We start from the raw sequence: 17,760 nt of genomic DNA, 5'->3' as shown, positions 1-17,760 counted from the left end.
GCCGGGCTCAGAGGACGTCGAGGACGAGGCACAGCCAGGTGCCTCGGCGGCGTTCCAGGCGTACCGCGACCGCCCAGCTCGCGCCTCCGGCGCCGGCGAACACGGCGGTGGCCTCGACCGCGCCCGCCCGGGGCTCGCACACCCGCAGGCGCCGCAGCAGCAGCGCAGGCCGGGCGGTACGGCGGCGGACCGGGGTCACCCGGCGGGCCGCGCGGGTCAGCTCGGCCGTCACCGGGCCGGCCGACTCGGGCAGGCAGAGCGGCCGGAGCTGCCCCGGTGGCCGGAAGCCGTTGACGATCTCCAGGAAGGTGCGCACGAACCGGTGCGCCGCCCGCGCTCCCTCGGGTGTGGCGGAGGCGAGGGCTGATGCCTGCGCGCCGGACCAGCGGGGCCAGGCGGGTGCCGGGTCCGGGGCGCGGCCGGCGGGGCGTGCGGCGGCGCGGTGACGCGGGCCGGCCAGGTCGAGCGTGAGCTGACCGGCGGGACTCCAGAGCGGTTCCTCGTCGGTGCACGGCGGGTCGAGCGGCGGGGCGGGCCGGAGACGGACCGGCGGGCGGGGTGCTCGGGGACGGCGGGTGTCGACCATCTCGAATCCTTGCGTTTGCCTTCGTTTGCCTCCGACAGGCTCTCATCTTCCCGGACGCGCGTGACCGCCGTCAATGGCAGACGGTCCGCGGGTGGTCACTCCTCGTCGCGCTCGCCGAGCGGGTTGCCGCGTACCCACTCGGCGGTCTCGGCGTACTTGCGCTCGATGTATTCCTCCAGCCGGGCGCGCTCGACCCGCCACTGGCCCCGGCCGCCGATCTTGATCGCGGGCAGTTCGCCGCTGCGGACCATGTGGTAGACCTGCGAGTCCGAGACGTTCAGCTCGGCGGCGACGTCGGACAGCAGCAGGAACCTCGACTCCACGGTGCGACTCCCGGGGTTGGTTGCGTTTGCTTCAGTTTGCCATCACCTGGTGACATCGCCGCGCGCCCGTTCGGGAGACACACCGGCGGGACGCTTCACCCGCGCGGGTGCCGGGTGTATGACGGTCTCGGCGTACGGCATGATCGGCGCCCGGAGTCGGCGTCCGCCGACGATCGGCCTGAGTGTGGGAGTGACCCGTGACCGACGAGCTTGTCCGGGTGTACCTGCCGGCGACCGTCCCCATGCTCGCCCGGCTGCGCGAGGAGGGGCTGAGCGCCGAGGCGGCGCACGCCGTGACCCCGGAGCTGCGCGAGTGGTACGCCGAGGGCGACGAGGAGGAACTGGAGTACGTGGCCTTCACCCGGGCCGCCCAGGACGCGTTGCTCCTGCTCCGGCACGACCCCACCGCGCCCCGGCGACGGGTGGTGGTCTCGGCCGACCTGCCGGCCCGTGCGGTCGGCCGGGTCGACGGCGAGCTGGGTTCGAGCGTGGTCCGGCCGGCCGGGCCGGTGCCGGTGAAGTCGGTCGCCGCGCTGCACGTGGACGGCGCGGACGCGGTCGAGGACGTGGCCGCCGCCGTCGACGTGGTGGTGGAGGCCCAGGCCGGCGACCCGGACGCCCAGTTCACAGTCGACGGCGCCGAGGACCACGAACTGGAGTGGTACGACGTGACCGAGCTGGACCTGCTGCTGCGCGAAGCGGGCTGACGGCCGGTTCAGGCCGCCGGCTCGTCCTCGTCGTCGTCCACCGGGCGCGGGCCGAGCGTGCGCCCGAAGACGATGAGCGTGGTCAGCGCGCCCACGAAGAGAACCCAGATCCCGTTGTCCACCCGTGAGGTGCCCAGCGCGGTCTGCGCCACCTCGTCGGCCTCGCTGAGCGCGGCGGCCAGGTCGAGCAGCCCGCGCCCACCGATCCGGATGATCACCTCGGTGAGCAGCAGGAGCAGGCCCGCGCCCGCCCCGGCGACCAGGTACGTCGGCCAGCGCAGCGGCGACGCCACGCCGTCGCGGCGCTCCGCCCGGCGGCGGGACCAGGTGAGATAGAGGTACGCGGCCAGGCCGGCGAGCAGCCCCGCGAGCAACGACTCGGTACGCGAGACCCATTTCGCGGCGTCGAGCACCGACTGCTGGGTCTCCCCGGCGCCGAACAGGTCGGAGAGCGGGTCGCGGGCGCGGCTGAACAGCACCACGAAGATCTGCGCGGTGAGCGTGGCGAGGGTGATCGCCCCCACCACCCGGGCCTGGCGCGCGCCCGCCATCGCCCCGCCGATGATCGCTGCCGCCGCCGCGGTGCCGGCGATGGTGTTCGTGGTGGCGTTGTCCGCGTACGTCAGGTTGATCGCCACCGCGGCGACGAGCCCGACCAGCAGGCCGGTGCCGACGGCGGCCAGGAAGCGCAGCGTGGCGCGGCCCAGCCGGTTGGTCGCGAGCAGGGCGACAGTGGCGCCGGTGACCAGCGCCGCGGTGATGACGCCGGGCAGCGCGTACGCGGAGAGGCTGATCGCGGTGACGCCCGCCGCCGTCGAGTGGATCGCCTCGCGGGTGGACCAGAGCATGGCGGCCAGCCACCCGATCGAGAGCAGGGCGAGCACGAGCGCGCCCGGGGCGAACTCCGGGCGACCGGTCGCGACGGTCTCGTCCGTGCTCGCCTCGCCGGCCGACGGCTCGACGGCCTCGGGCTCGTCCGTCTCCGCGGCCGTGGAGCTGCCGGGCTGGTTGCTCATCGTCTCCCCTTCGACGGTCGCCGGATCGCCCCGCGCCGGGCCGGGCAGGTCACCGGTCATCCAGCGTACGCGGCGTGCCGCCGCCGCTCGGGTGGGCCGGGCACGGCAGGCGCCGGAACCGGGAGCGCCGAAGGATCGACGACGCGTCATCCCGTACCCCGATGTTTCGTCGGTTGTGGGTGGGCTGCGGCCGAAGGTCCGGAGACGGCCGGGCTGTCCGGTGTACCGGGGAGGCGAGGCCCGCGGGGGCGTCTCGTGACAGAATCGGGCCAGGTCCCGCCGCCGCTGACCCCGCGGTGTCCGGCGTCCGGCCGCCGGCCGGCGCCCGCGGGTCCGGTTTCGCCGTCGCCGTCGAGATCGCCAGGAGCCTTGTGATGGACGCCGTGTTCTCCGTACCCGAGCCGATCAACGAGCCGGTACACACCTACGAGCCCGGCAGCGCCGACCGGGAACGGCTCCAGCGGCGGCTGGCCGAACTGGCCGCCGAGCGGATCGAGCTGCCGATGACGATCGCCGGCGAGCGCCGGATGGCCGGCGGCGCGTCGATCGACGTGGTGCAGCCGCACAAGCACGCGCACGTCCTCGGCGTGACCGGGCACGCCACCCACGACGACGCCCGCGCCGCCGTCCGGGCCGCCAAGGACGCCGCGCCGATGTGGCGCGCGCTGCCGTTCGAGGAGCGGGCCGCGATCTTCCTGCGCGCCGCCGACCTGCTCGCCGGCCCCTGGCGGGACACGCTCAACGCGGCCACCATGCTCGGCCAGTCCAAGACCGCCGTCCAGGCCGAGATCGACTCGGCGTGCGAGCTGATCGACTTCCTCCGGTTCAACGTGCACTTCGCCCGGCGGCTCCTCGCCGAGCAGCCGCTGTCCTCGCCCGGGGTCTGGAACCGCCTCGACCACCGGCCGCTGGAGGGGTTCGTCTACGCGATCACCCCGTTCAACTTCACCGCGATCGCCGGCAACCTGCCGTCCGCGCCGGCCATGCTCGGCAACACGGTGGTCTGGAAGCCGTCCCCGACGCAGCAGTTCGCGGCGCACTTCACCATGCGCCTGTTCGAGGCCGCCGGCCTGCCGCCCGGTGTGATCAACATGGTCACCGGGCGCGGTGAGGAGGTCTCCGAGGTGGTGCTGGCCGACCCGGACCTGGCCGGCATCCACTTCACCGGCTCGACCAAGGTGTTCCAGTACCTGTGGAAGACCGTCGGCGACAACATCGCCCGCTACCGGGGCTACCCCCGGCTGGTCGGCGAGACCGGCGGCAAGGACTTCGTGGTCGCGCACACCAGCGCCGACGTGGACGCGCTGCACACCGCGCTGATCCGGGGCGCCTACGAGTACCAGGGCCAGAAGTGCTCGGCTGCCTCGCGGGCGTACGTCCCGCGGTCGATCTGGGAGGGTGGGCTGCGCGACCGGCTCGCCGCCACCGCCGACTCGCTGACCTACGGCGACGTGACCGACTTCAGTAACTTCGGCGGCGCGGTGATCGACGACAAGGCGTTCGGCCGGCACACCGCCGCGCTGGAACTGATCAAGGGTGACGACTCCTGCCGGATCCTGGCCGGGGGCACCGCCGACGACTCGGTCGGCTACTTCGTCCGGCCGACGCTGTTCGAGTGCTCCGACGCCGCGCACGAGACGTTCACCACCGAGTACTTCGGGCCGATCCTCGGCGTGCACGTCTTCGACGACGCCCGCTTCGACGAGGTGGTCGCGCAGGCCGAGGCGATCGCGCCGTACGCGCTGACCGGGTCGATCTTCGCGACCGACCGCCGGGTGGTCGACCAGGTGGCGGAGAAGATGCGGTACGCGGCGGGCAACTTCTACATCAACGACAAGCCGACCGGCGCGGTGGTCGGGCAGCAGCCGTTCGGCGGCGCCCGGGCCAGCGGCACCAACGACAAGGCGGGTTCCTGGCACAACCTGGTCCGCTGGATGTCGCCCCGGACGATCAAGGAGACGTTCGTCCCGCCGACCGATCACACCTACCCGCACATGGGCTGAGGCGCTCGCGCGAGGGCCCGTCCCGGCCGGGGCGGGCCCTCTTCCTCATCCGACAGTGCACATCGGACCGGTCATCGGGTGCCGAAATGAGCAAATCCTGGACGCCAGAGCCGACAAAGTGGCAGCTTAGAGGGCATGGCGGAATCCGGAGTCAACCCGACGGCAGCAGCTCTGCTCGGTCTGCTGCACGACGGCCCGATGACTGGCGGCCAGTTGATGGCCGCCGCTGAGCGCCGGCTGGCGCCGTACTGGTCGATGACCCGCAGTCAGGTCTACCGGGAGCTGCCGGTCCTGGCCGAGAAGGGTCTGGTGCGGCTCGGCAAGCCCGGGCCGCGGATGAGCCAGCCGTACGCGCTGACGGCGGCCGGTAAACGGACATTCTCCCGCTGGCTGGCGGAGAATCCCGGCAAGGACACCATCCGTAACCCGGTAGCGCTACGGATCGCGTTCGGCGACCTGCACTCGTCGAGCCAGCTCAAGAACCTGTACGCCACGGCGAACGAGTACCACACCGAGGCGCTGGCGGCGGTGCGGGAGCAGGTCAAGAACGCCAAGAAGGAAGGCGACAGCTACGACGCCAGCGCGCTGGAGTTCGCCGTCGCCTACCACAAGGCGGCGCTGTCCTGGCTGAAGAGCGCGCCCGTCGGCTGACCACCTGTGTCGACCAGGCAGTGCTGACTTTTCGCGCGTGACTGCGGGGCTCGCAAGCTCACTCCTCGCACGCGCCGGGCTGACTTTTCGCGGTGACTGCGGGGCTCGCAAGCTCACTCCTCGCACGCGCCGGTAGTCTTGTCTGTCGTGACCGCTGCCGATTACGCCGAACAGCTCAAGGAACTCGACGCCACGCTGCGCAACATCGAGGCTGTGCTCGACCTCGACAAGCTGCGCGAGCAGAAGGCCCGGCTGGAGCAGGAGGCCTCCGCGCCCGACCTCTGGGACGACCAGGCCAAGGCGCAGCAGGTGACGTCGCAGCTGTCGTACGTCAACGGCGAGATCACCAAGCTCGGTGAGCTGCGTTCCCGGCTCGACGACGCCGGCGTGCTGCTGGAGCTGGCCCAGGCCGAGTCCGACCCGGGCGCGCTGACCGAGGTCGAGACGGAGATCGCCGGGCTTACCAAGGCCATCCAGGAGATGGAGGTCCGCACGCTGCTCTCCGGCGAGTACGACTCGCGGGAGGCGCTCGTCGCGATCCGGGCCGGCGCCGGTGGCGTGGACGCCGCCGACTTCGCCGAGATGCTGCTGCGGATGTACCTGCGCTGGGCCGAGCGGCACGGCTACCCGACCGAGGTCTACGAGACCTCGTACGCCGAGGAGGCGGGCCTGAAGTCGGCCACCTTCACGGTGAAGGTGCCCTACGCCTACGGCACGCTGAGCGTGGAGTCCGGCACGCACCGGCTGGTGCGGATCAGCCCGTTCGACAACCAGGGCCGCAGGCAGACCAGCTTCGCCGGCGTCGAGGTGCTGCCGGTCACCGAGCAGACCGACCACATCGACATCCCGGAGAACGAGGTCCGGGTGGACGTCTACCGGTCGTCCGGGCCGGGTGGGCAGAGCGTCAACACCACCGACTCGGCGGTGCGGCTGACCCATATCCCCACCGGCATCGTGGTCACCTGCCAGAACGAGAAGTCCCAGCTGCAGAACAAGGCCTCCGCGATGCGGGTGCTCCAGGCCCGCCTGCTGGAGCGCAAGCGGCAGGAGGAGGAGGAGAAGCTCGCCGGCCTCAAGACCGGCGGCACCAGCTCCTGGGGCGACCAGATGCGCTCGTACGTCCTGCACCCGTATCAGATGGTGAAGGATCTGCGTACCGAACAGGAGACGGGCAATCCGTCCTCGGTCTTCGACGGTGACCTGGACAGCTTCATCGAGGCGGGAATCCGCTGGCGGAAGCAGCAGCAGCTCACCGCTGACGGTGCGTGATCACGGTCGGACGCAGCGCGTCATCGATCTCGGTCTGACCGGGTAAATCGATGACGCGCACCGCTTTGGCGGGGCGTGGGGCTTGGCTCTGCGGTTACACCGCGTAGACTACCGACCCGTGATTCAGCTTGAGCAAGTGACGAAGACGTACCCGAAGGCGTCCCGGCCTTCGCTCGACAACGTGTCCGTCTCGATCGAGAAGGGCGAGTTCGTCTTCTTCATCGGTCCATCCGGCTCCGGCAAGTCCACCATCATCAAGTTGCTGCTGCACGAGGTCACGCCCAACAAGGGCCGGGTCGTCGTCAACGGCAAGGACGTCACGTCGATGCGTTCCTGGAAGCGACCCCACTTCCGGCGTTCCATCGGCTGCGTCTTCCAGGACTTCCGGTTGCTGCCGAACCGCACCGCGTACGAGAACGTGGCGTTCGCGCTGGAGGTGATCGGCAAGACGAAGGCGGTCGCCCGCCGGGTCGTGCCGGAGGTGCTGGAGCTGGTCGGTCTCGGTGGCAAGGAGCACCGCTACCCGCACGAGCTCTCCGGTGGTGAGCAGCAGCGTGTCGCGGTGGCCCGGGCGTTCGTCAACCGGCCGCTGATCCTGCTGGCCGACGAGCCGACCGGAAACCTGGACCCGGACACCTCGATCGAGATCATGCGCCTGCTGGACCGGATCAACCGCACCGGTACGACCGTCGTGATGGTCACGCACGACTCCAACATCGTGAACCAGATGCGGCGCCGGGTCATCGAGATCGAGAGCGGCCGCATCGTGCGCGACCAGGCCCGCGGCGTCTACGGCTGAGCCGGACGACGTTCCGTAGACCCTGACGACGAAACCTCACGCCGGAGAGCCGGAGGAATATCCCGATGCGGATGAAGTACGTCCTGTCCGAAGTACTGGTCGGGCTGTGGCGCAACGTCACCATGACCATCGCCATGATCATCACAATGGCGGTGTCGCTGTTCATGCTCGGCGGCAGCGGCCTTCTCTACCAGAAGGTCGGCGACATGAAGGACCTCTACTACGAGAACGTCGAGGTCTCGATCTTCCTGAAGACCGACGCCACCAAGGAACAGGTCGACGCGCTGGGCCAGCAGCTCGGCCAGGATCCGCTGGTCAAGGACTCGACGTACGTCAACAAGGAGCAGGCGTACGAGCGCTTCCAGCAGATGTACGCCGACGCCCCGGACCTGGTCAGCGCCGTCAAGCCGGATCAGCTTCCCGAGTCGTACCGGGTCAAGCTGAACGATCCGGAGCAGTACAAGGCGATCTACGACAAGTACAAGGCCACCGAGGGCATCGACACGATCGTCGACCAGAGCAAGCTGCTCGACAAGGTCTTCGGCGTGCTCAGCGGCTTCCAGAACGGCGCGCTCGCGATCGCCATCGTGATGGCCGTCGCCGCCCTGCTGCTCGTCGCGAACACCATCCAGGTCGCCGCGTACAGCAAGCGGCGTGAGGTCGCGGTCATGAAGCTCGTCGGCGCGTCGAACTGGTTCATCCAGGCGCCGTTCGTGCTGGAGGCGGTGGTGGCCGGTCTGTTCGGTTCCCTCCTGGGCCTGCTCGCGTTGATCGCGGTGAAGCTGCTGGCGGCGGGCAGCTCGATGGCGGCCCTGGAGGGCCTCATCACCCCGATCTCCTGGTCCGAGATCTTCCTGACCTTCCCGCTGATGGCCGCCGTCGGTGGCGTGGTCAGCGCGGTCACCGCCTGGGTCACGCTCCGCTTCTACCTGCGGGTCTAGTCACCCGTACGGCTCTCCCAAGGGCCCTTCCGCGCCGGAATAAACGGCGCGGGAGGGCCCTTGTGGTTCCGGTAGCATGATCTCCGCTCGCCGGCCGGTGGCCGGTGAGTCGATCAGGAAGGGGGTGGCGCCGATGCCACGGGAAAAGGGTCGCAAGGTGGTCGCCTCCAACAAGAAGGCGCGCCACGACTACGCCATCCTCGACACGTACGAGGCGGGCATGGCGCTGACCGGCACCGAGGTCAAGTCGCTGCGGGCCGGGCGGGCGTCGCTCGTCGACGCGTTCGCCCAGGAGCGCGACGGCGAGATCTACCTGCACGCCATGCACATCCCGGAGTACGCCCAGGGCACCTGGACCAACCACGAGCCCCGGCGGACCCGCAAGCTGCTGCTCAACCGGCTGGAGATCGACCGGCTGCTGGGCAAGCTCAAGGAGAGCGGCCTGACGCTGGTGCCGTTGCAGGTCTACTTCTCCGACGGCTGGGCCAAGGTGGAGATCGGCCTGGCCCGGGGTAAGAAGTCGTACGACAAGCGCCAGGACCTCGCCAAGCGGGACGCCGACCGGGAGATCGCCCGGGCGGTGGGCCGGCGCGGCAAGGGCATGGGTGAGTGATACGTCCGGTTCGTCCGGTAGCCCGCGTCGAACGGGCCTCGGGATGAATCCGGTTGCGCCAGGCGTTAGGCTTGGTGTGCTGCCGACAGGGGCAGCGCCACGAGGGGGTGACTGGTTTCGACTTCGTACGCAGCGACAGGGGAAGCGAGCCGAGGAAGCCGACGTCGTCTCGAGAATCGGTCGTCGGAAACCAATAAGCGCCAAGAACAATCGCGCTGACTTCGCTCTCGCCGCCTGAGGCGAGTAGCAAGTCTGTCGGCCTGGGAGCGCCTTCGACCCAGTCTGCCGGCATCAGCTAGAAGGCTGGCCAACCGGACCCGGTCGCGGGGTCCGTGCGGCGAGATCAATCAGCGACTGGGCCCGTCACACCAACTTGCTCGCGTGAGCGGTGGGGCCGAGTAGAGGCATAGCGAGCTGCGCTCGGAGAAGCCCTGACAAACCGGCGAAGGACCCGGGTTCGATTCCCGGCACCTCCACCACACGACCTGTGCGCCCCGGTCCACCCGGACCGGGGCGCACAGTCGTCTCTGGGGCCGTGAGAACTCGCGTCTCTGGGGCCCGTGAGAACTCGCCGGGCCGCTGATACGGACGGGGCAGATGAGGCGACGCCGGCGGCTGGACAGCGCCGGGAACCAGGTCCACCATCGCCATACGGGTTCGCACCCAGCAGCGGGAGGTGTCCCATGGTCACCAGTCCGATCCAGCAGCCGACCGCCGTGCTCCCGAGCACCGCCGGTGACCTTCGCGCCCTCCGGCGGGCGCCGGCCACCGGGCCGCGCTGGCGGGAGCGACTCCTCATCGATCTCGACCCCGTCCGGCGGGGCTTCACCGAACACGTCCGCGTCACCGAGGGAGCGGGCGGCCACTACGCCGACCTGGTGCGCGTCGCGCCCCGGCTGGACCGGGGCGTACGCCTGCTCGTCGGCGAGCACGCCGCGATCAGCGCGGCGCTCGCGGCGCTCCAGCAGGCCGTACACCTGCCCGGGGTGTCCGCCGCGGAGGTGCGGGCCCGCACCCGCGACCTGCTGCGCGCGCTCGACCGGCACCGGCGCCACGGCGCCGACCTGCTCTGGGAGGCGTACCAGGCCGACCTCGGCGGCGAGGACTGAGCCGGGGGAACCGGCCGGGACGGGCAGGCGTCCAACCCGTATGCGTCGCGTGCTCGCCCTGCTCGGGATCCCGTTGCTGGCCCTCTCCGCCTGCGCCACGCCCGCCGCCGAACCGGGGGTGGCGCCGCCCACCGGCCCGGACCAGCGGCCCGCGTTCAGCGAACGGGCCGAGGAGGTGGCCGCGGGCTGGCGTCCCGGGCCGGGCTGGCGCGACGGGTACGTGCCGCTCCAGGACGCCACTGTGCTCACCGGCGACCCGGGCTTCACCGAGGAGACGAAGACGGCGTTCGGCGCCGGCTGGTACCGGGACCAGATCCCGATCCCGGCAGACGTGCCGAAGGACGGCACGATCCGGTTCCCCGACGGCACGCTGCGGGTGCCGCTGGTGAGCGCCGCCGACGCGTACGCCCAGCTCCATCAGGGCGACCCGCCGCCCTGCGACGGGCGACCGGCCGCACCGGACCCGGCACCGACCGGCCGGCCCGGCCCGGACGACCCGGTGTCGACCTCGGCGCCGACCCCGTGCGTCGCGCTGACCGTGACCGAGGTACGGCTGGGCAGCGCGCCGGTGTGGACCAGCCGGGGCCGTGCCGAGGTGCCCGCCTGGCTGTTCACCGCGGAGGAGCTGGCCGTACCCGTGGCGCGGATCGCCGTCGCACCGCGCGTGACCGGCCGGGCCCCCGGCGGCACGGTGCCCGGCAAGCCGCTGCCCAACGGTCTGGTGTCCGCGCAGCAGCTGCGGGCGGTCGAGGGCAACCGCATCGACTACCTGCTCGGCGTCGGCGCCTGCGACGGCCCGCCCACACCGCTGGTGCTGGAACGGCCGGACGTGGTGGTGATCGGCGGCGCCGTGGTCTCGCCGACAGGCCCCTGCACCTTGCAGCTCGTGCTGAAGCCGGTGAGCGTCACGCTCAGCGCGCCGGTGGGCGGCCGGGCCGTGCTGGACGCCGCCAGCGGTGCCCCGCTGACCGTACGGCCCGGCTGAGGCTCACAGGATCCGTGGCACCTCGGTGCTGATCGCCACCGGCAGCACGGTCGGCCGGTCCGCGGCGAGCGCGGCCGCCAGCGCCGCACCGAGCCCGTCCAGCGTGATCACCTCACCGGCGCAGCCGTAGCCGTGCGCCACCGCTGTCACGTCCAACCCGGGCAGGTCCAGCGCCGGCACGCCCGGGGTGTGTTTCAGCTCGGCGAACGCCTTGAGGATCGCGTACTGCTGATTCACCGGGACCACGACGGCGAGCGGCAGCCGCAGCCGCGCCGCCGTCCACAACGCCTGGACCGAGTAGTGGAACGAGCCGTCGCCGACCACCGCGACCACCGGGCGGCCACGCCCGGTGTCGCGTTCGGCGAGCGCCATGCCGACCGCCGCCGGCAGCCCGAAGCCGAGACCGCCGCTGGCCATCGTCAGGTACGAGCGCGGCCGCTCGATCGGCAGCCGGCGGCGCAGCGCGGCCAGGTTGGACGGCGACTCCTGCACCAGCACCCCGTCCGCCGGCCACGCGTCGGCCAGCGCGGCGAACAGCGCGTCGGCGCTCGGCGGGTCGGCCGGCTCGGGCGGGGCCGGCTGCGGGCGCGGTGACGGCGCCGGCCGGTCGGTCGCCGGCAGCAGCTCCCGCAGCGCGGCCATGGTCAGCCCGGCGTCGCCGAGCAGGCTCTCCCCGACCGGAGCACGCGCCGCCTCGTCCGGGTCGTCGGTGACGTGCAGCAGCCGCGTGTCGCCGGGCAGGTAGTCGCCCGGCACGTGCGGGTAGTAGCGGAACACCGGCGCGCCCACCACCAGCACCACGTCGTGCCCGCGCAGCGCCTCCGACAGCGGCCCGATCGCGTACGGCAGCACACCCCGGAAGTGCGGGTGCCGCTCCGGGAACACGGCCCGCTCCGGCGCCGGGGCGGCCCAGACCGGGGCGGCCAGGCGCTCGGCCAGCGCGACCGCGTCCGGCCAGGCGTCCGACCGGTCCACCGCCGCGCCGAGCACCAGCGCCGGGGCGCGGGCGGCGGCCAGCGCCTCGGCGAAACTCCCCAGCCGGTCCGGGTCCGGCGCGATCCGGGTGGCGACGGTACGCACCTGCGGCGGCGGGTCGGCCGGGCGGTCCCAGTCGTCCATCGGCAGGGAGAGGAAGACCGGGCCGGCCGGTGGCTGCACCGCCGAGGCGTACGCCCGCATGAAGGCCGCCGGGATGTCCTGCGCGCGGGCCGGCTCGTGGGCCCACTTGACGTACGGCTGGGCCAGCTCGACCGCCCGGGGGCTGGCCAGGCGCGGCTCGATCAGCAGCATCTCGCGGGTCTGCTGACCGGCGCTGACGATGAGCGGGGTCCGGTTGTGCCAGGCGGTGACCAGGTTGCCCATGCCGTTGCCGGTGCCCGGCGCGGTGTGCAGGTTGACGTGCGCGGGCCGGCCGGTGCCCTGGGCGTAGCCGTCCGCCATGGCGACCGCCGACGCCTCCTGGAGCGCGTGCACGTAGTGGAAGTCGGCCGGGAACTCCTTGAGGAACGGCTCCTCGGTCGAGCCGGGGTTGCCGAAGACGGTGGTCAGGCCGAGCGCGCGCAGCAGCTCGTAGGTCGCCTCCCGCACCGTCGCCATCGCCGGCTGCCTCCGTTCCGTACGCGGATGCCGGAGCTGGCCCGGTGCCCAGTCTCCCGACCAGCCGAATCTATCGGGCCGAAGGTGAATTTTCGGGCGCTTCCCGCGCTCAGGGCAGCGGGAACGGCAGCTTGATCCCGTCCAGCGCGCTCCCGCACCCGCACTCCCGCTCGGCAGGCAGCGCCGCGACGGCGTCCAGCAGCAGCCCGCGCAGCCGGTCGGTGTTCTCCGCGAAGACCCGGAACACCTCCTCGTGGGTGACCGACTCGCCCGCCTCGACGCCCGCGTCCAGGTCCGTGACCAGCGCGATGGACGTGTAGCAGAGCGCCAGCTCGCGGGCCAGCACCGCCTCCGGGTGGCCGGTCATGTTGACGATCGTGCCGCCGATCGAGGCGAACCAGCGCGACTCCGCCCGGGTCGAGAAGCGCGGACCCTCGACCACGACGACGGTCCCGCCGTCCACCGCCGGCACGCCGCGCCCGGCCGCCGTGTCCAGCAGCGTGCGCCGCCCGGCAGGGCAGTACGGGTCGGCGAACGACACGTGCACCGCGCCCCGGTCGTAGTAGGTCTGCGCCCGCCCGCTGGTGCGGTCGATCAACTGATCCGGCACCACGAACGTCCCCGGCCCCAGCTCCGGCCGCAGGCCGCCCACCGCGCAGGGCGCCAGCACCTGGCGTACGCCCAGCGACCGCAGCGCCCACAGGTTCGCCCGGTAGGGGATCAGGTGCGGCGGGTACCGGTGATCGCGCCCGTGCCGGGGCAGGAACGCCACCCGGCGACCGCCCACCTCCGCGACGGTGATCGGGCCCGACGGCTCGCCGTACGGGGTGTCCACCACGTGCTCCACCCCGTCGAGCAGGGCGTAGAGCCCCGACCCGCCGATCACCGCCAGTTCGGCCTGCACCGCCATCCGGCCCTCCCTCGATCCGTCGTGATCACCCGCCCGTCAGACCTTAACCAGCGGGCCGGGCGCAGGCTATGGTGCGTGACATGGCGTTGACAGGGTGGACGGTCGACGGCCTCGGGCCCGTACGGGCGCACGGCTGACGGGTGTCGGACATGCAGGGTGAGGGGCAGGCGATCGGTGGCCGAGCCATGGAGTCGATGACCGGACGACTGCTGGTCGCGACACCGGGGCTCAAGGATCCGAACTTCGACCGCACGGTCGTGCTGCTCGTCGCCCACGAACCCGGCGGCGCCCTCGGGGTGGTGCTGAACCGGGCCACCGAGGTCTCCGTGGCCGACGTGCTCGGCGACTGGAGCGACCTGGCCCGCGATCCGGCCGTGCTGTTCGAGGGCGGCCCGGTGCAGCCCGACTCGGCCATCTGCCTGGCCCGGATGCGGCACCCGGTCCGGCCGGTCAAGGGCTTCCACCGCGTCGCCGGGGCGGTCGGCACCATCGACCTCTCGGTCGACCCCGCGAAGCTGCGCGAGGCAGTCGGCGGGATCCGCGTCTTCGCCGGCTACTCCGGCTGGGGCGCCGGGCAGGTGGAGCGCGAGATCGAGGAGGGCTCCTGGTTCGTGTTCGACGCGCTGCCCGGTGACGCCTTCGTCGACCGGCCGGATGATTTCTGGCCGATGGTGCTGCGCCGGCAGGGCGGCATGATGGCCGCGGTGGCTCACTTCCCGCCGGACGTGGCACTGAACTGAGCCGGGTGCGGGGGACCCCCGCGAGATGACCATGCCGGGCGGCGTGTGTATAGTTCTCTCCGTGCCCGGGCGACCGGGGACGACCGCAAGGGGCCGTGGCGCAGCTGGTAGCGCACCACACTGGCAGTGTGGGGGTCAGGGGTTCGAGTCCCCTCGGCTCCACCTTGTTTTTGTGCAGGTCAAGCGGCATTTCTCGTCGAGAGATGCCGCTTTTTGCCATTTGGTCACAGCTGCGCCCTACCCGCCAACCCGGGCGACAAGATCGGCAATCAGGTCCGGACCCCGTCCTGCTCGCGAGAGAGCCCGCCGGGCGACTGACCGATGCGAACCGAGCACGAGGAGGGCCGGTGGAGAGCCCGTTCGGCCGGCGAGAGTTGAAGCTGGTCCTCGCGGTCGTGCTGGGCACCCTTCTGGTCGGCGGAGGGATGCTGCTCACCGTTCGGCTGGACGAGGCGATCGACGAGCGGGTTCGCGTCGGCGCCGAGACGACAGGCGAGGTGGTCCACGTCGAACGGTTCAGGATCAGCCGGTCGTTCGCCGCCACGAGGTTGACCGTGGACTACACGTTCGACGGTGTGCGGTACCGGGAGCGGTTCTCCAGCGAACTCGACGAGAGCGAGTTCCGCGTCGGGGAGTTACTCGACGTACGCGTCGACAGGGCGGATCCGACCCGGGCTGCCACGCCCGACGGGTACGCGACGGAGGATCTGCTCCTGCAGGCGCCGACCGTCCTGGCTGGCGTCGGCATCGTCGTGATCGTGATCTCGCTCGCGCTGATCAGAACGGGCCCTCGGCGCGATTAGGCAGGCTGGCGAGATCTTCAGGAGGGTGTGTTCTCCTCCGGCCTCCTCGATGCAGGCATAGTGAATGCGTGCAGATGCAGGTTCGGCGGCGGCGCAACACAGTCGCCCTTGCCCGCTTCGCCGGCCGATCGGACGGCACGCGCTCCCTACCCGGCGAGAGTGCCGCCGAGCTGGACGACCAGCGGGAACAGCACGGATCGAACGGGAGCGCGTATTCCGTGGATGCGCCGTACCGGCCGACGCCCTGATCGAGGACGGCCCGAAAATCGGTTCATGGGGTGACGCCTTCCGGGGATGATCCTGAGCGTCCGCCGAGATCCGACCGTGAGGGAGAGCACCGTGAACGACGCCATCCGCATCCGACAGGCCGGTCCGGACGACGCGACCGCGGTGGACGCCCTGGTCCGGGAGATCGCGGCCCACGAGGGGGAGAGCGAGCACGTCGGCGCGACCCCCGACCGGTGGCGTGAGGTGCTCGGCCGCGCCGATGTGACGGTCCTGCTCGCCGAGCGGGACGGTGAGACGCTCGGCTACGTCTCCGCGCAGCGGCGGCTGCACATGTGGAGCGGTGAGGACATCCTCGCGCTCGACGACCTGTTCGTCCGTGCCGAGGCTCGGAACGGTGGCGTGGGCCTGCGGTTGATGACCGCCTTGGCCGAGCGGGCCGCCGCCGACCGGCTCGTCATCCGGTGGGAGGTGAAGCCGGAGAACGAGGCGGCGCAACGCTTCTACCGGCGGATCGGCGGCACGCTCTTCCCGAAGGTGGTCGTCCGCTGGCTGCCGGAGAGCTACCTGCCGCTGATCGAAGACCGGTCATAGGGGCGTCAAGCCCGACCCGTCGGCCGAGCCGCGGTCGCAGGGCGGAACAACTCAACCGGTCGCCCGGCCCGCAAGCACCAGCGCCCAGCACAGCGCGCCGAACCCGGCAGTGCTCGCCAGCGTCCGGACCACGTTCCAGGTGACCCAGGCGGACTCGAAGCGCTCCCGTGCCGCAGCGAGATCGGCCGTGCCGGCCGCGGCGAGCGCGTCGTTGAGCGGCACGTTCACCGCCACGGTGACGGCGAACATCACCAGGTACAGGGCGAGCCCGGCGACGATCCACGGCAGGGCCGTCCCGCGCCACGCCAGCACCGCCGCGAGCGCCGCCAGCACCGGCGTACCAAGGAAGGCCAGCAGGAACCAGCCGTTGACGATGGTGACGTTGATCCGCTGCATCGCGTCCACGAACGTGCGGTCGTCCGCGCCGCGCAGCGCCGGCATCACGGCGTACGCGAACGCGGCGAACAGGCCCGCCATGAGCCCGGCCCCGACGGTGGCGCCGAGCAGCGTCAGTTGTTGAACGAGTCGCATGTCCTCATCGAACCGCCGCGTGGTGAGACGGCACATGGTCAGGACGCGCGATCCTGTGTTCAATCGTCTCCGTGGACGCCGTTTCCGGTCTGCTCGACAGTCCCCGGGCGCGGGGCGCCTTCCTGCTGCGCTCGATCCTCACCCCGCCCTGGTCGATGCTGATCCGGGACGAGGCGCCGCTCACGCTGGTCGCCGTGGTGCGCGGGGACGCCTGGATCGTGCCCGAGGAGGGCGAGGCCGCGCGGCTGACCGACGGTGACGTGGTGATCGTGCGCGGCCCGGCCCCGTACACGGTCGCGGACGACCCGACCACGGCACCGCAGGTGGTGGTGCACCCGGGCCAGACCTGCACCACACCGGACGGGCGCGAGCTGTTCGCGATGACGCGGTGGGGCGTACGCACCTGGGGCAACGGACCGGGCGGCCGGACCGTGCTGCTCACCGGCACGTACCCGGTGCGGGGCACTGTCGGGCGGCGGCTGCTGGACGCACTGCCGCCGCTCGCGGTGGTGCGGCGCGAGTCGTGGGACACGCCGCTGGTGCCGCTGCTGGCCGCCGAGATCGTCAAGGACGACCCCGGCCAGGAGGCGGTGCTCGACCGCCTGCTCGACCTGCTGCTCATCGCCGCGCTGCGCGAGTGGTTCGCCCGGCCGGGCGCCGCCGCACCCGCCTGGTACCTGGCGTACGCCGATCCGGTGGTCGGCCGCGCACTGCGCATGCTGCACCACGATCCGGCCCGGCCGTGGACCGTGGCGTCGCTCGCCGCCGAGGTGGGGATGTCCCGGGCGGCGCTGGCCCGGCGCTTCACCGCGCTGGTCGGCGAGCCGCCCATGTCGTACCTGACGGGCTGGCGGCTGGCGCTCGCGGCCGACCTGCTCCGCGAGCCCGGCGCCACCGTCGGCGCGGTGGCCCGGCGGGTCGGCTACGGCAGCTCGTTCGCCCTGAGTACGGCGTTCAAACGCCGGTACGGCGTGAGCCCGCGCCGGCCCGCCGACCCGGCTAGATTGGCCGGGTGACTGTCGATCTGTTCGCCGGCGTCCCGGTGCGCGATCTCGCGGTGGCGACGGCCTGGTACGAGCGGCTGTTCGGCGGCCCGCCGCAGTTCCGGCCCGACGACAGCGAGGCGGTGTGGGAGCTGGCCGAGCACCGTTACCTCTACGTCGACGTGCGGCCCGAGCACGCCGGTCACGCCATGCACACGGTCTTCGTCGACGACCTCGACTCCCGCGTCGCCGCGATCGCCGCCCGTGGTCTGACACCGGCCGGGCGGGAGACCTACGACAACGGCGTCCGTAAGGTGATCTTCCACGACCCGGACGGCAACGAGATCGGCTTCGGCGGCGGCCCGGCCTGACGGTC

Annotated in this window: 21 protein-coding genes, 1 tRNA gene and 1 other RNA gene; 17 read left to right on the top strand and 6 right to left on the bottom strand. The window is 71.9% G+C overall.

Going from position 1 to position 17,760, the window contains the following annotated elements; translation table 11 throughout:
* Positions 1–7: 7 nt before the first annotated feature.
* Positions 8–586, bottom strand: a complete 579-nt coding sequence (locus ABIH81_RS02815) for an Rv3235 family protein (RefSeq protein WP_349878879.1) — start codon at positions 584–586, stop codon at positions 8–10.
* A gap of 95 nt (positions 587–681) precedes the next feature.
* Positions 682–909 carry a helix-turn-helix domain-containing protein gene (locus tag ABIH81_RS02810; protein ID WP_013474124.1) on the bottom strand — a complete coding sequence of 76 codons (228 nt, stop codon included), beginning with the start codon at positions 907–909 and terminating at the stop codon, positions 682–684.
* 197 nt (positions 910–1,106) lie between these two features.
* On the opposite strand from ABIH81_RS02810, the gene ABIH81_RS02805 reads away from it, so the two are divergent.
* Complete coding sequence (locus ABIH81_RS02805) at positions 1,107–1,616, top strand: hypothetical protein (protein ID WP_349878878.1); 510 nt, start codon at positions 1,107–1,109, stop codon at positions 1,614–1,616.
* An 8-nt stretch (positions 1,617–1,624) separates the two neighbouring features.
* On the opposite strand, the gene ABIH81_RS02800 is transcribed toward ABIH81_RS02805, so the two are convergent.
* The gene (locus tag ABIH81_RS02800; protein ID WP_349880986.1) at positions 1,625–2,632 is read right to left on the bottom strand and encodes a hypothetical protein; all 1,008 of its coding nucleotides are present in this window, start codon (positions 2,630–2,632) and stop codon (positions 1,625–1,627) included.
* A 374-nt stretch (positions 2,633–3,006) separates the two neighbouring features.
* Here ABIH81_RS02800 and pruA point away from each other — a divergent pair, with 374 nt between their 5' ends.
* The 9 genes from pruA to ABIH81_RS02755 all read left to right on the top strand — a co-directional run bounded on the left by pruA (position 3,007) and on the right by ABIH81_RS02755 (position 11,002).
* Positions 3,007–4,635 (top strand): L-glutamate gamma-semialdehyde dehydrogenase, encoded by a 1,629-nt coding sequence (pruA, locus tag ABIH81_RS02795; RefSeq protein WP_349878877.1) that lies wholly within the window; start codon positions 3,007–3,009, stop codon positions 4,633–4,635.
* A 135-nt stretch (positions 4,636–4,770) separates the two neighbouring features.
* The gene (locus tag ABIH81_RS02790; RefSeq protein ID WP_349878876.1) at positions 4,771–5,286 is read left to right on the top strand and encodes a helix-turn-helix transcriptional regulator; all 516 of its coding nucleotides are present in this window, start codon (positions 4,771–4,773) and stop codon (positions 5,284–5,286) included.
* Between the two features lie 147 nt (positions 5,287–5,433).
* Positions 5,434–6,555 carry a peptide chain release factor 2 gene (prfB, locus tag ABIH81_RS02785; RefSeq protein ID WP_349878875.1) on the top strand — a complete coding sequence of 374 codons (1,122 nt, stop codon included), beginning with the start codon at positions 5,434–5,436 and terminating at the stop codon, positions 6,553–6,555.
* A 118-nt stretch (positions 6,556–6,673) separates the two neighbouring features.
* A complete protein-coding gene (gene ftsE, locus ABIH81_RS02780) occupies positions 6,674–7,354 on the top strand; it encodes a cell division ATP-binding protein FtsE (protein ID WP_013284225.1) in 681 nt (226 codons plus the stop codon).
* A 65-nt stretch (positions 7,355–7,419) separates the two neighbouring features.
* Positions 7,420–8,295: a permease-like cell division protein FtsX gene (ftsX, locus tag ABIH81_RS02775; RefSeq protein ID WP_349878874.1), complete on the top strand. Its 876-nt coding sequence runs from the start codon at positions 7,420–7,422 to the stop codon at positions 8,293–8,295.
* A gap of 133 nt (positions 8,296–8,428) precedes the next feature.
* Complete coding sequence (gene smpB / locus ABIH81_RS02770) at positions 8,429–8,908, top strand: SsrA-binding protein SmpB (protein ID WP_030271124.1); 480 nt, start codon at positions 8,429–8,431, stop codon at positions 8,906–8,908.
* Between the two features lie 103 nt (positions 8,909–9,011).
* Positions 9,012–9,387: a transfer-messenger RNA gene (gene ssrA, locus ABIH81_RS02765) on the top strand.
* Positions 9,388–9,591: 204 nt separating this feature from the next.
* On the top strand, positions 9,592–10,017 hold the full coding sequence (locus ABIH81_RS02760) for a hypothetical protein (RefSeq protein ID WP_349878873.1): 426 nt from the start codon (positions 9,592–9,594) through the stop codon (positions 10,015–10,017).
* A 40-nt stretch (positions 10,018–10,057) separates the two neighbouring features.
* Entirely contained in the window at positions 10,058–11,002 is a 945-nt protein-coding gene (locus ABIH81_RS02755; RefSeq protein ID WP_349878872.1) for a hypothetical protein, read from the top strand.
* 3 nt (positions 11,003–11,005) lie between these two features.
* On the opposite strand, the gene mdlC is transcribed toward ABIH81_RS02755, so the two are convergent.
* Together mdlC and ABIH81_RS02745 are read right to left on the bottom strand one after the other, a co-directional pair.
* On the bottom strand, positions 11,006–12,598 hold the full coding sequence (gene mdlC, locus ABIH81_RS02750) for a benzoylformate decarboxylase (protein WP_349878871.1): 1,593 nt from the start codon (positions 12,596–12,598) through the stop codon (positions 11,006–11,008).
* Between the two features lie 109 nt (positions 12,599–12,707).
* Positions 12,708–13,508 carry an S-methyl-5'-thioadenosine phosphorylase gene (locus ABIH81_RS02745; protein ID WP_349878870.1) on the bottom strand — a complete coding sequence of 267 codons (801 nt, stop codon included), beginning with the start codon at positions 13,506–13,508 and terminating at the stop codon, positions 12,708–12,710.
* 149 nt (positions 13,509–13,657) lie between these two features.
* Between ABIH81_RS02745 and ABIH81_RS02740 the strand changes: the two genes are divergently transcribed.
* The 5 genes from ABIH81_RS02740 (at position 13,658) to ABIH81_RS02720 (ending at position 15,870) form a co-directional block, all read left to right on the top strand.
* On the top strand, positions 13,658–14,248 hold the full coding sequence (locus tag ABIH81_RS02740; RefSeq protein ID WP_349881278.1) for a YqgE/AlgH family protein: 591 nt from the start codon (positions 13,658–13,660) through the stop codon (positions 14,246–14,248).
* An 89-nt stretch (positions 14,249–14,337) separates the two neighbouring features.
* Positions 14,338–14,410: transfer RNA gene (locus ABIH81_RS02735), tRNA-Ala, on the top strand.
* Between the two features lie 185 nt (positions 14,411–14,595).
* Positions 14,596–15,051 carry a DUF3592 domain-containing protein gene (locus ABIH81_RS02730; protein WP_349878869.1) on the top strand — a complete coding sequence of 152 codons (456 nt, stop codon included), beginning with the start codon at positions 14,596–14,598 and terminating at the stop codon, positions 15,049–15,051.
* 68 nt (positions 15,052–15,119) lie between these two features.
* Entirely contained in the window at positions 15,120–15,299 is a 180-nt protein-coding gene (locus ABIH81_RS02725; protein ID WP_349878868.1) for a hypothetical protein, read from the top strand.
* A 91-nt stretch (positions 15,300–15,390) separates the two neighbouring features.
* Complete coding sequence (locus tag ABIH81_RS02720; RefSeq protein WP_349878867.1) at positions 15,391–15,870, top strand: GNAT family N-acetyltransferase; 480 nt, start codon at positions 15,391–15,393, stop codon at positions 15,868–15,870.
* A gap of 51 nt (positions 15,871–15,921) precedes the next feature.
* Here ABIH81_RS02720 and ABIH81_RS02715 read toward each other — a convergent pair whose 3' ends face one another.
* Complete coding sequence (locus ABIH81_RS02715) at positions 15,922–16,401, bottom strand: anthrone oxygenase family protein (protein ID WP_349878866.1); 480 nt, start codon at positions 16,399–16,401, stop codon at positions 15,922–15,924.
* A 71-nt stretch (positions 16,402–16,472) separates the two neighbouring features.
* On the opposite strand from ABIH81_RS02715, the gene ABIH81_RS02710 reads away from it, so the two are divergent.
* On the top strand, positions 16,473–17,417 hold the full coding sequence (locus ABIH81_RS02710) for an AraC family transcriptional regulator (protein WP_349878865.1): 945 nt from the start codon (positions 16,473–16,475) through the stop codon (positions 17,415–17,417).
* Entirely contained in the window at positions 17,414–17,755 is a 342-nt protein-coding gene (locus tag ABIH81_RS02705) for a VOC family protein (protein WP_349878864.1), read from the top strand. The genes ABIH81_RS02710 and ABIH81_RS02705 overlap by 4 nt, the downstream gene beginning before the upstream one ends.
* Positions 17,756–17,760 lie beyond the last annotated feature (5 nt).

The organism is Micromonospora sp. HUAS YX12 (genome assembly GCF_040215685.1).
Classification (GTDB): Bacteria; Actinomycetota; Actinomycetes; order Mycobacteriales; family Micromonosporaceae; genus Micromonospora; species Micromonospora tulbaghiae.
The sequence above is the reverse complement of the archived record's forward strand: the minus strand, read 5'-3'. Positions and strand labels throughout refer to the sequence as shown.